The sequence below is a fragment of the Mesorhizobium sp. M7A.F.Ca.US.011.01.1.1 genome, from assembly GCF_003998295.1.
Lineage (GTDB): Bacteria > Pseudomonadota > Alphaproteobacteria > Rhizobiales > Rhizobiaceae > Mesorhizobium.
This window is the reverse complement of sequence record NZ_RZRT01000027.1, coordinates 69,076-82,996: the sequence shown is the minus strand read 5'-3', so window position 1 is coordinate 82,996 and position 13,921 is coordinate 69,076. Positions and strand designations below refer to the sequence as shown.

Here is a 13,921-nt window from a genome sequence, read left to right as displayed (position 1 = left end):
TGCCAAGCGAACAGTCGAAACCGTCTGTGACGCCATCGGCCAAATCCTCGGCACCGTCACGTCAACCGAATGCCGAAATTACTTCACAGAGGCAGGCTATGCCCAACCTAAATTCATCCCGCTCTAGCGCCACGCCTTCGGTCTCCAGATCTTCCTCGGTGATGCCGGTCAGTTTGGTGAAGAACGGTCGAAGGCGTATCTCTGACCAAACCGGTCGACCGGTCTGATATAGGCCTTGTGTGTGCCGAGCAGGGAAAAGTCGCCCTCAAGTCCAAGCCTGACCGCGCCGATCTGTGCGATCACCGGGTCAGGATCGTGGGCCGCGCACCAGAATCGCCGTTGCGAGCCCTCAAGGCAAAGAAACTCGCAGTCGAAGATGATTGCCGTCTTCACGATCACACCCTTCGAGCGTCAGGCAGCGGTATTGTCGGTGGACTTCAGTGCGTCGGAAATCCGACTTGGGCAAGTCCCGAACGCGTCGATCGGCTTGCAAACGTGCTGCGGGCAGGTTCGGCGCGTGCCGGAGGTTCAGCGCAGTCACAGGCGGGACCATGGCCCCGCCTGTTCAATTCCTGTCTTAATGCAGGCGACCGCTGGCATGGGCCAGCATGGTGTAGACCTTGCCGGTGTCCGACGTCAGGTAGGTCTGCGCCATGATGTTGTCACGGTCGTTGCGCGAGACATCCTTGAGCAGCTTCTCGAAATCGTCGCAGTAGCGGTCGACGGCGGCGCGGAACTCGGCCTCGGCCTGATACTTGCGACGAATCTCGTCGAACGTCTGCTGTCCCTTCAGCGTGTAGAGCCGCCGCGTGAACACGTCACGTTCGCCACGCCGGTAGCGGTTCCACAGCTCGATCGAAGCATCGTGGTCGATGGCACGCGCGATATCGACGGAGAGCGAGTTCAGCGATTCCACGACATGCAGGGGCGAGCGCTGGGCAGGGGTAGCGCGCTGCGCTTCCACGGGGGCCGTAGGGGCTGCCGACCTGAGGTCCTCATCGTTCGATGCCGCGGTAAGCAGATCGCGCACCCATCCGCCCTGAGGCGTGCGGGCGCTGGCATCGCCGCGCGGACGCGGTGCCGCCTCGCCAGGACGCTCAAGGTCGAGCGTGCCTCGCAATGCGGGGCCGCCCAAGGGCGCCTGAGGCGTGCGCAGGTCCGGCTGCGGTGCCGGTGCGCGGCGCGGCGGCTCGGCAGCGCGTGCGGCCGGCGCTTGCGGCGCCGGGCGCAGGTTGCGTGGTTCTGATCCGTCACCGCCGCCGCGGCCGGACTTGGCCACGATGTCCGAAAGCTCCTTGAGGGCGTTGATCTGCTCGGAAACGGCGCGGCGGATGGCCGAGGTCGATTCCTTTGCCTCTTCCGGCATTTCGATGACGCCCTTCTTGAGCTCGGCCCGGGTCAGGTCGAGTTCGCTCTTGATCGAGCCCGCGGTGCGCCGCATCTCCTCGGTCGCATCGGCAAAGCGCTTGGTTGCCGAATCGACGACGTCGGTGATGGCATTGCGGATCTTGTCGGCCGATTCCATCGTCTTGCCTTCGGCGTTCTGCAGCGTCTGGCCGACGAGATTTTCGAACGAGCGCATGACCCTTTCGAGATCTTCCGACTTCTTGACCAGGCCGACGGCGAGGTCTTCGAGCGACGATTGCCTCTCGAGCGTGTGTTCGAGATTGCTCTGGGCCGAGCTCAGCAGGTCCGAAGCGCTGGACAGCAGGCGGCTGTGTTCGTCGAACTTGGTGGCGATCGACGCCACCTCGCGCAAGGTGGACGACGACAGTTCCGTCAGCCTTGTCGTGTTCGAATCGACCAGTCGCGCCGAGCTGGCGAAGGTCTGCGCGGCTTTCTCCGTGGTGGCGGCGAAGCTTTGCGTGCTGCCGCTCAGGCGTTCATCGACCTGGCCGAGATTGACCGCGGCCTGCTCGATCAGCTGGCCGAGCTGCGAACTGGACTTGGTCATCCGGCCGATGAGATCGGCGACGCTGTCGGACAGCGACGAGCGGGCGCCCTCGACCGCCGACAAGGTTTCGGCGGTGCGGTTCGCGAGTGCGTCGACAAGCGCGGCATTCTCGCTGCGCAGCTTCTCGGTGGCGCGTTCGGTGACCTCTTCCATGCTCTTTTGCAGGTCCGAGCCGCCCTGGGCGAAACGCTCGACCAAGGGCCGTGCGGTTTCGTCGAGGATTTTCGACATTTCGGCCGAACGTGCGGCGAGCATGGTGTTGAGTTCGCGGGTGTTGGCGCCGATCGTCTTGGCGGCATCGTTGGTGCTCTGGCCGATATGCTGGCCAACCGCGGTGAAGGTCTCGGCGATCACATTGGCGCGCGAGACGAGTTGCGCCTCGGCATTCGACACCTGTTCGTTGAGCTTCTGGCCCATCGTCTCGGCCGTGAAGGCGAGGCGGTTCTCAACGCCTGAGACCTGCTCTTCGACACGGGCGGCCGCGGCCGCCGCGCTCGAGGCGAGCCGCTCGTCGGCGCCGGCAAGCGCCTGCTCGATTTCGCGGGCGTGCACGGCCATTTCCTGGCCGGTCCGCCTTGCGCGTTCGGCAACCCGTTGCTCGGTATCGGCAAAGGCACCGACGATTGTCTCGGCATGCTCGCCGATCGTGGAGGTGCTGCTGGCGATGCGCGACACCAGGCGCTGATCCGCGTCGTCGAAGATACGGCCGATTTCCGAGGCACGGCTCGACAGCGCTTCCGAACCTTCGGCGATGCGCGAGACGAGCTGCTGGTCGGCGGCATCGAAGATGCGGCCAAGGTCCGATGCGCGTGCGGCAAGCGCTTCGGCCGATTCGCCGATGCGCATGCCGAGCCGCTGGTCGGCACCTTCGAAGTTGCGCAGGATGTCGCCGGCGCGCGCGGCCAGCGACTGGGCCGTTTCGATGGCGCGGGCGACCAGCTTCTGGTCGGCGGCATCGAACGTGCCTGCAATCTCGCTTGCACGAGCTGCCAGATGATCGGCGGTGTCCTGAGCCCGGGCGGTCAGCTGATCGGCGGTTTCCTGGGCGCGGGCGGCGAGCTTCTGGTCCGCCGCTTCGAAAGTGCCGGCGATCTCGCTTACGCGAGCAGCCAGATGATCGGCGGTTTCGTGGGCGCGGGCCAGCAGCGAGCTGGACGTGTCGTCCGCACGGGCAAGCAAGGCGCTCGACGTATCTTCCGCACGGGCGTGCAGGCGACGGTCTGCATCCTCGAAGGTGCGGGCGATGTCTTCGGCCCGCGCCAGCAGGGCGGCGGAGGTCTGCTCGGCGCGCTCGGCGATCTTGCGGTCGGCGTCGCTGAACGCGGCACCGGCCTGCTCGTGCAGGGTGCTGGTGACTTCCAGCACCTTCTCGCGCAGGGCGCCGGCGACAAATACGGCGCTCTTCTCGAGCACGGCGCGGACGTTGTCGACGCCTGTCGAGAGCGCACGCTCCATGGTGCCGGCGCGCTCCTCGATGATGCCGGTCTGACGGCTGAACGCCTGCTCGATCTTCTCGACATCTCCTGCAATCGCGGCAGAGATGTCCGAGCTTCTGGCGGCGATCTGGTCGATGTGGCCGGAGAGTGAGCGGTCGACGTCCTTGCGGGTTTCGGCGAGCTTGCCGAGATCGTCTTCCAGCGCGCGGGTCAGCATATTGCGACCTTCGGACAGCTTGCCGACATGTCCGGCGATGACGTCGTCGATATCGCTGCGGCTTTCGGTCAGCTTCTGCAGGTCGGCTTCGAGGGCGCGTTTGAGAATGTCGCGGCCCTCGGCCAGTTTCTCGACCTGGCCGGCGACCAGGCCGTCGATGCTGGAGCGGCTTTCGGCCAGCTTGGCCAGATCGGCTTCCAGCGCGCGCTTGAGAACGTCGCGGCCTTCGGCGAGCTTCTCGACCTGGCCGGCGACCAGGCCATCGATGCTGGAGCGGCTCTCGGCCAGCTTGGCGAGATCGTCCTCGAGCGCCTTCGACAGGGCCGAGCGCTCCTGGACAAGCCTTTCCGCGTGGCTGTTGACGAGGCCACCGACGTTTTCCAGATCGGCCTCAAGTGACCTCGACAGTGTCGAACGATCCTGGGCGAGCCGTTCGGAATGGCTGTTGACCAGGCCGTTGACGCTTTCGAGATCGGCCTCGAGCGCCCGGGCGAACTGTGCCCGGTCATCGACCAGCTTCTGTGACTGATCGGCAATGGTCCCCTTGATCGCATTGAGGTCGGATTCCAGAGCGCGCCGTAGGATGTCGCGACCCTCGGAAAGCTTCTCGACCTGACCGGCGACGAGCCCGTCGATGCTGGAACGGCTGTCGGCCAGCTTGGCGAGATCTTCCTCAAGGGCCCTCGACAGGGCGGAGCGGTCTTGGACGAGCTTGTTCATGTGATCGGCGATGACGCTGTTCACATTCTGCAGATCGGCTTCCAGGACCCGGGAAAGCTGACCGCGATCCTCGGCCAGCTTTTCCGACTGGCTCGATATGACGCCCTTGATCGTGTTCAGATCGGATTCCAGGGCGCGCTTGAGAATGTCGCGGCCTTCGGCCAGCTTCTCGACCTGGCCGGCGACGAGGCCGTCGATGCTCGAGCGGCTCTCGGCCAGCTTGGCAAGGTCGGCTTCGAGCGTCTGCGACAGCAGGCTGCGGTCCTCGGCCAACCGTCCCGAATGGCTTTCGATCAGGCCGCGTATGCCGGACAGATCATTGTCGAGCGAATGGGAAAGCTGCGTGCGGTCTTCCGCCAGTTTGGCGGAATGGGTTTCGATGAGGCTCTTGATGCCGATGACGTCGTTTTCCAACGCCTTGGCGAGCACGGCGCGGCCTTCGGCGATCTTTTCCACCTGACCGGCGACCAGACCGTCGATGTCGGCGCGGCTGTCGGACAGTTTGCCGAGGTCGGCTTCCAAGGCGCGCGACAGAATGTTGCGGCCCTCGGCGAGCTTGCCGACATGGCCAGCGACCATTTCATCAATGATCGTACGGGCTTGCACCAGTTTCCCGGAGTCTTCGTTCAAGGCAGTGGAGAGCCTGTTGCGGCCTTCTTCCAACCTTTCGAGATGGCTGCCGAGCGACGCATCGATGGCCGCCCGCGATTCATTGACCTTGCGCAGATCCTCTTCGAGAGCACGCGAGATCAGGCTGCGGCCTTCGGCCAGCTTCTGTACCTGGTTGGTCACCGCCGCATCGATGCCGGCGCGGCCCTCGGCGAACTTCGCCAGGTCGGCCTCCATGGCCGCGGCCATGCGCTCGCGGCTTTCGGACAGTTTCCTGCTGTGGTTCTCGACAGCTTCCTCGATGCCGACGCGGGCGTCGGCGAGCCGCTGGATGTCACTGTCGAACGAACGCGACACGACGTGACGGGCGGCTTCCATGCGCCCGGCGAAGTCGCTGGCGCGGGCTTCGAGCATGGAGGAGGTCGAGGTGACGATGTCGGCCATGTCGGCGCCGATCTGGGTCTTGCCCTGATCGATCATCGCCGACAGCGTGTCCTTGCTCTCGGCAAAGGTATGGGCGATTTCGCGGGCGCGCTCGACCAGCGTTTCGTTGATCTGGCGGGCGCGGGCCTCGAGTGCCGCATTGAGCTTCTGCGTTCCGGTGTCGAGCGCCTCGGCGCGGGTCTGGAACTCGCTGATCAGTGCCTGGCCGCGTTCGGCGAGCGTGCGCTCGATGCCGTTGAGGCTGGCCTCGAATTCGGAATTGAGGGTGCGTGCGGCGCCGCCGAGCAGCGACACCATGCCGGTGGTGCGATCGTCCAGCAGATCGGTCAAGGACCGCGTCAGGCCGTCCGTGGTGTCCGTCAGCTTGGCAATGCGGGTGTCGAGCAGGCTGGCGAAGGCCTCGCCCGAGGTCGACAGCCGGTCGGTGATCGAATCGAGCCGGCCTTCCACCGAATCGAAGATCGACATCGAGCTTTCGTTGATGCGGTCGATGAGCGTGTCGCCGGAATTGGTGATCGTCATCGACAATTTGGTCGATGCATTGAGGATCGAGTCGCGGATGATGTCGGAGGCGGCGCCGATCTCGTCCTTCAGCGTCTCATGCGCGCCGGTGATCGAGGCGCGGACGCGCTCGGCATGGGTGACGACGGCTTCGCGTTCGCTGCCGAGCCCGTCGACCAGCGAGCGGATGCGGGATTCATTCTCGGAATAGGAGCGTTCGATCTGGTTGACTTCGCTGTGGACCAGCGTTTCCAGTTCGACGGCGCGGGCAAGCGTGCGTTCGATGCCTTCGCCCATGGCTGCAACCTCGCGACGAACGGCCTGGCCGATCATCATGACGCGATCCTGGGCTAGGTTTTCCGGTTCGGTCAGGCGGAAGGCCACTTCGGTCATCGACTGTGCGGCGATGCGCATTTCCTGGGCGCGGCGAATCATGGCGGCGAAGGCCCAGAACAGGATGACGGGGACGATGGCCGCGACCGCAAGGCCGATCAGTTCCGGACGGGCAAGGAACTGGTCGAGCGTACGGATTCTCCAGATGCTTGGTCCGAAAAGCAGATTGGCCAAACCACCGGCGCCGGCGAACCAGGCGAGCGAAACGAAGGCGACGACCCAGTAAATGGTGTTCGAGGCACGCCTGTTGAGGCTGTGCAGGAGCGTCTTGTAGTCCTTCTGGCGATCGTCATTGGCCGGCGCGAAACCTGCGGGCTGGGCGCCATTGCGCGGTTCCACGGGGCGCAATTCGGCAGGCTTGGCCTTGGGCGCGGGTTTCGCGGCGTGGTTCTGATTGACCACGGGCTCCGGGTTCTGTTCCGGCCTATGATCGCGTCCCTCGCGCGCCAGCTCGTCAGCCGCCTGGGATATCTGCGCTTCCAGATCCTCCATCGAAGCCGCGATGTCGAGGTCGCCGCTGCCGATCTCATTGCTGAGGTCGAGATCGAGCGCCTTTTCCAGTTCCCTGGCCACGTCGCTGTCGAGAGTTCTCGTCGTCGTTGGTTTCTTTGCCATGCCTTCGCTACCCTGTACTAGCTGCCGCGGGCTTATAATTCTGTTTGTCTTGCCCCGCGCAGGAGGCTGAAAATGGACCCCTCGTATCGTAATGACACAGGGGGGTAAAGAAAACATGCATTCCGCGGGATACGTAAAACTTTAAATATAAGGTTAACGGAACTGTGATTTGGGCGCCGCTTTGGCAACATTTTTTCCGGCCATTCATTAACCCGTTGTCCATTGGATTCGCCTAGTTTTTGGGCTAATCGAAGAAACGGAGTTCGAGTTCATGCGTGGCGAAAGCGGCATTGCCTTCTCAATGCCCGGGGGCGACGTATCCGGACCAAGACGGTCACGCCCGGTCGATTTGGCACACCTTGCCCGCCAGACGATGGGTGACCGCAGCCTCGAGCAGGAGGTGCTGGCGCTGTTTGTACAGCAGGCGCTATCGGTGCGCGACAGAATAGTCGACGCCGACATCAAGGACCGGCTTCTGCTCGCCCATGGATTGAAGGGTTCGGCACGGGGCGTCGGCGCCTTTGCCATCGCCGATTGCGCCACCGAGATCGAGCACCGGCCGGAAGACGGCCAGACGCTCAAGCGGCTTGGCACGCTGATCGACGAAGTGCGCGATTTCATCGCCGCCATCAACCGCTGAATCCGCGCCGAACCCGATTTGCGGAAAAACGTCATCGGGCGGCGCTTTCATGCGGCAGTTGACTTGTCAGCCGGAGTGATTATCTCGGCTGGAACTCCCTTCAGGTGACAAATGACCAAGCTGACTTTCATTGCCCATGACGGCACGCATTTCGACATGGACGCCGAGAACGGCTCTACGGTCATGGAGAACGCGATCCGCAACGCCGTGCCCGGGATCGAGGCCGAATGCGGCGGTGCCTGCGCCTGTGCCACCTGTCACGTCTATGTCGACGAAGCCTGGACGGCTGAAGTCGGCGAGCCCGAAGCGATGGAAGAGGACATGCTGGACTTCGCCTACGACGTCCAGCCCAACTCGCGCCTGTCATGCCAGATCAAGGTCCGCGATGCGCTTGACGGCCTGGTCGTACGGGTGCCTGCCCGCCAGGGATAAGCGGTATCTTTGCCAACTGATTTTTCCCGCTGTGGCTTGGCAGCGGAGCGATGGTCATGCAGTGTCCTGCTGTTTCACTACAGCGCCGCGCGTCCTCTTGGACGCGCAAAGGACGCTGTAGCACTTTTATTTGCGCATGATCCTTTCCGAAAATCGATCCGATTTTCGGGGTCATGCGCAGCGAGGCACAGGCATGACAGACATCACCAGGACAGACGTGCTTATTGTCGGGGCAGGGCCGGTCGGCTTGTTTGCCGTGTTCGAGCTCGGCCTGTTCGACATGAAGTGCCACCTGATCGACATTCTCGATCGGCCGGGCGGCCAGTGCGCGGAACTCTATCCGGAAAAGCCGATCTACGACATTCCAGGCTGGCCTTCGATCTCGGCGCAGGGGCTGGTCGACAAATTGCTCGAGCAGATCGCACCGTTCAAGCCTGATTTCAGCTACAACCGAATGGTTTCCAGCCTGGAAAAACTGGAGGACGGCAGTTTTCGCGTCACCACCGACGAAAACGAGGTGTTCGAGGCCAAGGTGGTGGTGATTGCCGCCGGCGGCGGCTCTTTCCAGCCCAAGCGTCCGCCGATCCCCGGCATAGAGCCCTTTGAAGGCAAGAGTGTCTTCTATTCGGTGCGCCGGATGGAGGATTTTCGCGGCCACGACCTCGTCATTGTCGGCGGCGGCGACTCGGCACTCGACTGGACGCTGAACCTGCAGCCGGTGGCAAAGAGCGTGACGCTGGTGCACCGGCGGCCCGAGTTCCGTGCCGCCCCCGACAGCGTCAACAAGATGTATGCCATGCAGGAGATGAAACAACTGGAGTTCCAGGTCGGGCAGGTGACCGGATTGACCGGTGCCGACGGCCAACTGTCATCGGCCACCATCAAGGGACCGGACGGCGACGTCGAGGTGCCTTGCACGCGCATGCTGCCGTTCTTCGGCCTGACCATGAAGCTCGGACCGATCGCGGAGTGGGGCCTCAACCTTCACGAGAACCTTATTCCGGTCGATACCGAGAAGTTCCAGACATCGGTGCCCGGTATCTTCGCGGTCGGCGACATCAACTGGTATCCGGGCAAGCTGAAGCTGATCCTGTCGGGCTTCCACGAAGTGGCGCTGATGGCGCAGGCCGCCAAGCGCATCATCAGCCCCGGCGAGCGCATCGTTTTCCAGTACACGACCTCCTCGACCAGCCTGCAGAAGAAGCTCGGCGTCTCCGGCTGAACTTTACTCGGCGAGGATGGGCGCCGCATTGTCGGCGTAACCGCGAAGCTCCTTTTCGGGCATCAGCGTCAGCGTGATCAGCCCCAGCAGCAATGTAGCGGCGGCGACGGCAAAGATCATCACGAACGGCTCGACCGTCGCGCTATGGCCCACGATCCGCATGCCTTCACCGGCAAGCGGCAAGCCGTAACCCAGAGCGACCGCGCCGAGCATCGCGACACCAAGCGCACTGCCAAGCGACCGCAGGAATGTCAGCACGCCCGTCGCGACGCCGAGATGCACGCGATCGACGGCGTTTTGCACCGACACGGTGGTGACCGGAAACGTCGTTCCGGTTCCAAACCCGATGCAGATCGTCAAGACCTCTACCTCCAGCAGCGTTGCATATCCTGCGACGACGGCCAGCAGGCAGAGGCACAGCATGCTGAAAAGGACGCCCACCATCGCAATGCGCTTGTAGTGGGTGAAATGCGGTATCATACGCCCGCTGAATGCCGCGCCGCCGACGGTCCCCAGCAAAAGCCCAAGCATCGCGATGCCCGACTCTGCTGCTGACAGGCCGAGCACCGCCTGAAGATAGACGGGCAGGTACACAGCCATGCCGACGCTTGCGGCCTGAAGCAGGAACATCGAAAGCGTGCCCGCCAGAACGATTGGATTGCCAAGCACTTCGAGCGAGATGAGCGGCTCGGCGGCTCGCATAAGCCGCAAGGCAAAAGCGCCCCAGAAAATCGCCGAACCGCAGAGAACGCCGATGACTTCAAGCGAAATCCAGGGATAGGCGCTGCCGCCCCAGTTCAATGCGAGCAGCAGCAGCGCCGTGGCAATGATCAGAAGCAACGCGCCCAGGCCGTCGATACGATGGCGCTTTGCGGCAACGGGCAGTTTCTTGAGCGGCTTGTTGATGATCGCCATCGCAAGAACACCAAGCGGAATGTTGATCCAGAAGATCAGTGACCAGTGCAGGTGCTCGGCGAAAGTGCCGCCGAGCAACGGACCGGCAACGCTGGCGACGGCCCATGTGCCGGAGAACCAGGCGGCATAGCGTGCCCGCTCGCGCGGCGGAACGAGATCGCCGACGACGGTCTGCGTCAAAGCGAACAAGCCGCCGCCGCCGGCGCCCTGGATCGCCCGCCCGACAACCAGCACAAACATGTTGGGAGCCATCGCACTGACCAGCGATCCCGCCAAAAAGATCAGGATCGCGGCATAGACGGTCGGCCGGCGGCCGTAGACATCGGAAATCTTGCCGTAGAGCGGGGCCACGGCGGTAGCGGTCAGGAGATAACCGGTGACGATCCATGGCAGATAGTGTGCGTTTCCGAGCGCATGCCCGATGGTCGGCATGGCCGGCGCGACAATGGTCTGGTCGAGTGCCGCCAACAGCATCGACAACAGCACGCCGCCGATGATGGCGTTCTTTTCGCTCTCTGTTATCGGCGTGCCGGTTTCCGCCATCGTTTTGTTATCGACAGCCTGGTCCATGATCGTTCATCCAAAAGCTTGCGATTTGACCGGCGCTGTTCAGCCGTTCCGGTTTCTTGACCGTTTGGATCGCATTGGTGTTTTAAGCTCGCGTCTGGCGAGCCTGATATATGTCGTCCCATATAGGCCGGTTTCGACAGGGGCTCGAAAGTTTTTCGAATCTGGCACTACGCTTCGACGAATTTGGCTTTCAGTTCGGGTGCGTTCAGGTCGGCGGCAGTCGGCCGTTCCCGATGCGCTCCATGCGGTAGCGCAGCAGCCGCAAGATGCGGCTTTCGAAATTGACGCTTTCGACGCGGTCGAACTGAAGCTGGGCGCGGTCGTGCCTGGCCAGGACAGCCGCGGTGATCGCGGCCGCCTTGGCCTTGGCGGCGTCGCAGTTCTTTTGCGGGTAGGTGGCCTTCAAGGCCTCTTCGAGTTCGCCGCCATGGTTCTTGGCGATTTCGACATGGCGCTCCTCATGGCGCTTGATGTCGGCGGACAGCGTATCCCAGAACAGCCTGACATCGGCATCTGCTTTGCGCGGGCGGCGCCACTCGGGAAGGATCACCTTCACCTTGACGGTCACCACCGCGTCGGCGATCCGGCAGGAACTCGGCGTCTGCGCATAGCTGATCCGGGTGGTGAAGGCCATTTGCGTGGCGCCCGGGTGCCGCGTGCCTGTGCTTTTCACCTCCGGCCCGCGTTTGGAGAGTTGTGCCTCGATGTCGTCGAGCGTGCTGCCGCCGATGGCGAAATAGCTGTACGTCTTGACGAGATTGGCGGCAGCCGCCGGAAGCGGGGTCATGGCGAGCAGCAGCGCGCAAGCCAAGGATTGTTTCACGCCCAAGGACGGTTTTTTCATGCCAAGCATGGATCGTTTCATCATGTTGCCTCTTCGACCACCTTGCTTTACGGCCGTTGCCGGCGCAATGAAATTGATCCGCCAGGGATCACACATGATTGATGAACTCCATGGTCGATGAGCAATGACGGCCAGGCGATGGCAGTTGGCGCATGGACGCCATCTCGACCTTGGCGGCAAGGCCGTGGTCGTCGGCATCCTCAATGTCACGCCCGATAGCTTTTCCGATGGCGGCCAGTTCGACGCCCCTGAAAAGGCGCTGGCCCAGGCGCGCCGCATGATCGGGGAAGGGGCACTGGTCGTCGATGTCGGCGGAGAATCGACGCGCCCAGGTGCTGCCGCGGTATCGGCCAGTCAGGAACAGGACCGCATCCTGCCTGTGATCGAAGCGCTGGCGGGCGTGAGCGAGGTGCTGATTTCGGTCGACACCTATCGCGCCGACACGGCGCGGCTGGCGGTTGCCGCCGGCGCGCATATCGTCAACGATGTCTGGGGTTTGCAGCGCGAGCCCGATATTGCGCGTGTCGCTGCCGACACCGGCGCCGGGCTTGTCATCATGCATACCGGGCGGGATCGCCAGAAGCTGCCGGATGCGATTGCCGATCAACTGACGTTCCTGCGAAAGTCGCTGGAAATCGCCCGCCTGAACGGCATCGCCGACGATCGTATCGTACTCGATCCCGGTTTCGGATTCGCCAAGGAGACGGCGGAGGAAAATCTCGACCTGATGGCACGCTTTTCGGAATTGCATGCACTCGGCTTGCCGCTGATGGTCGGTACGTCGCGAAAGCGCTTCATCGGCACGGTCACCGGCCGTGATGCCGCCGACCGAGCGGTCGGAACAGCGGCGACCAGCGTCATCTTGAGGCTCCAGGGCGCCGATCTGTTTCGCGTCCACGATGTCGCATTCAACGTGGACGCTTTGGCGCTCGCGGATGCTATGCTGGCGCGTCTGACGGACCGGGCGAGAAACTGAGCGATGTATGTCATCCGCATGAAGAACTGCGCTTTCTTTGCCCGGCACGGCGTGCTGGACGAGGAGGAAAGGCTCGGCCAGCGCTTCTATGTCGATGCCGTTCTCACCGTCGATCCAGGCCGCGCACTGGCCGAGGATTCGATCGAGGATACGGTCCACTACGGCATTGCATTCACAGTCATTGAAAAGATCATCACCGGGCAGCGCCGTTTTCTGATCGAGTCGCTGGCGCTCGAAGTGGCCCGTGCGCTGACGGCGCGTTTTCCGCAGATAAAGAAAGCCGAGATCACGGTGCGCAAGCCGAACGCACCGGTGCCCGGCGTGCTCGATTATGTCGAGGTGACCGTTGTCTGGCCCGAATAGTACCGTTTATCTCAGCCTTGGCGGCAATCTTGGCGATCCGGCGAAATCCATGGGCGCGGCGCTGCGAATGCTGGATGCCGACGCGGATACGCGCGTCACCGGCGTCTCGTCGCTTTATCGCACGCCGCCCTGGGGCAAGCTCGATCAGCCGGATTTTCTCAATGCGGCCGCCGAGATTTCCACCGTGCTTGCACCGCGTGCCTTGCTCGACCTCTGCCTCGATGCGGAGCGCAAGCTGAAGCGGGTCCGGGAGGAGCGCTGGGGGCCGCGGCTGATCGATATCGACATTCTGGTGTTCGGCGACCGCGTCATCCACGAGACCGGGCTGGAGGTGCCGCATCCGCGCATGCTGGAGCGCGCCTTCGTGCTGGCGCCACTGGCCGAGATCGCGCCCAGCCTGGTTGTCAGCGGCCGCAGCATCACCGACCGCCTGGTCGCCGTCGATACTTCAGGCATCGAGCGATTGTCGTCCGGCCGGGATTGGTGGCTGGCCTGAGGTCCGGACGAGGCAGTAGCCGGATCTTCAGCCAGAGAAGCCGCCACCATCCAGGAACGCCTGCTCCTGCACCGTGGTTTCGCGGCCAAGCATCCTGTTTCGATGCGGAAAACGGCCGAAATGCTGAATGATATCGCGGTGTTCGACAGCGTATTTCAGGTAGGGCTCGGCCCTGGCCTGCGTCAGCTCGACCGAAATGTCCTGGTCGGCCAGCAGTTCCGAATGCTCGTACGGCAGGTAGAGGAAAACGCGGAGTTCTTCCTCGAGTGCCAGGTCATGGCCGGCCGCGACCGCCCTCTCCGCGAAATATCTGGCGAGCGGATCGGTCGCGTACATATGGCCGGTGCCGCGAAAACAGTTCCGCGGAAACTGATCGAGCAGGATCATCAGCGCCAGCGCGCCTTCGGCATGTTCCAGCCAGTCGTCGCATTCACGCCGAGCGGCGGCATAGTGCAGGCCGAGAAAGCGGTCGCGGAACTCGGCATCGAATGCTTCGTTCTTCTCGAACCAGGCATCCTCGCCGGCATCGCGCCAGAATTTGGTGACCGATAGGGCCCGGCTGTCCAATTCCATG

Annotated in this window: 10 protein-coding genes and 1 pseudogene; 6 read left to right on the top strand and 5 right to left on the bottom strand. The window is 63.2% G+C overall.

Annotated elements, in window-relative coordinates; genetic code table 11:
* Positions 1-121: 121 nt before the first annotated feature.
* Both EOA13_RS22510 and EOA13_RS22505 read right to left on the bottom strand, forming a co-directional pair.
* Positions 122-393, bottom strand: a pseudogene (locus EOA13_RS22510) (exonuclease); the annotation flags it as partial.
* Positions 394-577: 184 nt separating this feature from the next.
* Positions 578-6,889, bottom strand: a complete 6,312-nt coding sequence (locus EOA13_RS22505) for a kinesin (RefSeq protein ID WP_127295934.1) — start codon at positions 6,887-6,889, stop codon at positions 578-580.
* 271 nt (positions 6,890-7,160) lie between these two features.
* On the opposite strand from EOA13_RS22505, the gene EOA13_RS22500 reads away from it, so the two are divergent.
* The 3 genes from EOA13_RS22500 (at position 7,161) to EOA13_RS22490 (ending at position 9,183) form a co-directional block, all read left to right on the top strand.
* On the top strand, positions 7,161-7,529 hold the full coding sequence (locus EOA13_RS22500) for an Hpt domain-containing protein (RefSeq protein ID WP_023813039.1): 369 nt from the start codon (positions 7,161-7,163) through the stop codon (positions 7,527-7,529).
* 111 nt (positions 7,530-7,640) lie between these two features.
* Complete coding sequence (locus EOA13_RS22495) at positions 7,641-7,961, top strand: 2Fe-2S iron-sulfur cluster-binding protein (RefSeq protein WP_013531878.1); 321 nt, start codon at positions 7,641-7,643, stop codon at positions 7,959-7,961.
* A gap of 193 nt (positions 7,962-8,154) precedes the next feature.
* Complete coding sequence (locus EOA13_RS22490) at positions 8,155-9,183, top strand: NAD(P)/FAD-dependent oxidoreductase (RefSeq protein ID WP_127295933.1); 1,029 nt, start codon at positions 8,155-8,157, stop codon at positions 9,181-9,183.
* 3 nt (positions 9,184-9,186) lie between these two features.
* On the opposite strand, the gene EOA13_RS22485 is transcribed toward EOA13_RS22490, so the two are convergent.
* Together EOA13_RS22485 and EOA13_RS22480 are read right to left on the bottom strand one after the other, a co-directional pair.
* On the bottom strand, positions 9,187-10,668 hold the full coding sequence (locus EOA13_RS22485; protein ID WP_127295932.1) for an MDR family MFS transporter: 1,482 nt from the start codon (positions 10,666-10,668) through the stop codon (positions 9,187-9,189).
* Positions 10,669-10,873: 205 nt separating this feature from the next.
* Positions 10,874-11,533: a DUF922 domain-containing protein gene (locus EOA13_RS22480; RefSeq protein WP_127295937.1), complete on the bottom strand. Its 660-nt coding sequence runs from the start codon at positions 11,531-11,533 to the stop codon at positions 10,874-10,876.
* A 103-nt stretch (positions 11,534-11,636) separates the two neighbouring features.
* On the opposite strand from EOA13_RS22480, the gene folP reads away from it, so the two are divergent.
* Genes folP through folK form a run of 3 tightly spaced genes read left to right on the top strand, consistent with a single transcriptional unit; the run spans position 11,637 to position 13,347 of the window.
* Positions 11,637-12,488, top strand: a complete 852-nt coding sequence (gene folP, locus EOA13_RS22475; RefSeq protein WP_127295931.1) for a dihydropteroate synthase — start codon at positions 11,637-11,639, stop codon at positions 12,486-12,488.
* Positions 12,489-12,491: 3 nt separating this feature from the next.
* Positions 12,492-12,851: a dihydroneopterin aldolase gene (gene folB, locus EOA13_RS22470; protein WP_023813034.1), complete on the top strand. Its 360-nt coding sequence runs from the start codon at positions 12,492-12,494 to the stop codon at positions 12,849-12,851.
* Positions 12,835-13,347: a 2-amino-4-hydroxy-6-hydroxymethyldihydropteridine diphosphokinase gene (gene folK / locus EOA13_RS22465; protein WP_023813033.1), complete on the top strand. Its 513-nt coding sequence runs from the start codon at positions 12,835-12,837 to the stop codon at positions 13,345-13,347. The genes folB and folK overlap by 17 nt, the downstream gene beginning before the upstream one ends.
* 27 nt (positions 13,348-13,374) lie before the next feature.
* Here folK and EOA13_RS22460 read toward each other — a convergent pair whose 3' ends face one another.
* Positions 13,375-13,920 (bottom strand): DUF924 family protein, encoded by a 546-nt coding sequence (locus EOA13_RS22460; protein ID WP_127295930.1) that lies wholly within the window; start codon positions 13,918-13,920, stop codon positions 13,375-13,377.
* Position 13,921: the final 1 nt, after the last annotated feature.

Excerpts from the sequence above, each read along its gene's own strand:
- EOA13_RS22505 (WP_127295934.1), bottom strand. The coding sequence starts at position 6,889 with ATGGCAAAGAAACCAACGACGACGAGAACTCTCGACAGCGACGTGGCC.
- EOA13_RS22500 (WP_023813039.1), top strand. The coding sequence starts at position 7,161 with ATGCGTGGCGAAAGCGGCATTGCCTTCTCAATGCCCGGGGGCGACGTA.
- EOA13_RS22495 (WP_013531878.1), top strand. The coding sequence starts at position 7,641 with ATGACCAAGCTGACTTTCATTGCCCATGACGGCACGCATTTCGACATG.
- EOA13_RS22490 (WP_127295933.1), top strand. The coding sequence starts at position 8,155 with ATGACAGACATCACCAGGACAGACGTGCTTATTGTCGGGGCAGGGCCG.
- EOA13_RS22485 (WP_127295932.1), bottom strand. The coding sequence starts at position 10,668 with ATGGACCAGGCTGTCGATAACAAAACGATGGCGGAAACCGGCACGCCG.
- EOA13_RS22480 (WP_127295937.1), bottom strand. The coding sequence starts at position 11,533 with ATGAAACGATCCATGCTTGGCATGAAAAAACCGTCCTTGGGCGTGAAA.
- folP (WP_127295931.1), top strand. The coding sequence starts at position 11,637 with ATGACGGCCAGGCGATGGCAGTTGGCGCATGGACGCCATCTCGACCTT.
- folB (WP_023813034.1), top strand. The coding sequence starts at position 12,492 with ATGTATGTCATCCGCATGAAGAACTGCGCTTTCTTTGCCCGGCACGGC.
- EOA13_RS22460 (WP_127295930.1), bottom strand. The coding sequence starts at position 13,920 with ATGGAATTGGACAGCCGGGCCCTATCGGTCACCAAATTCTGGCGCGAT.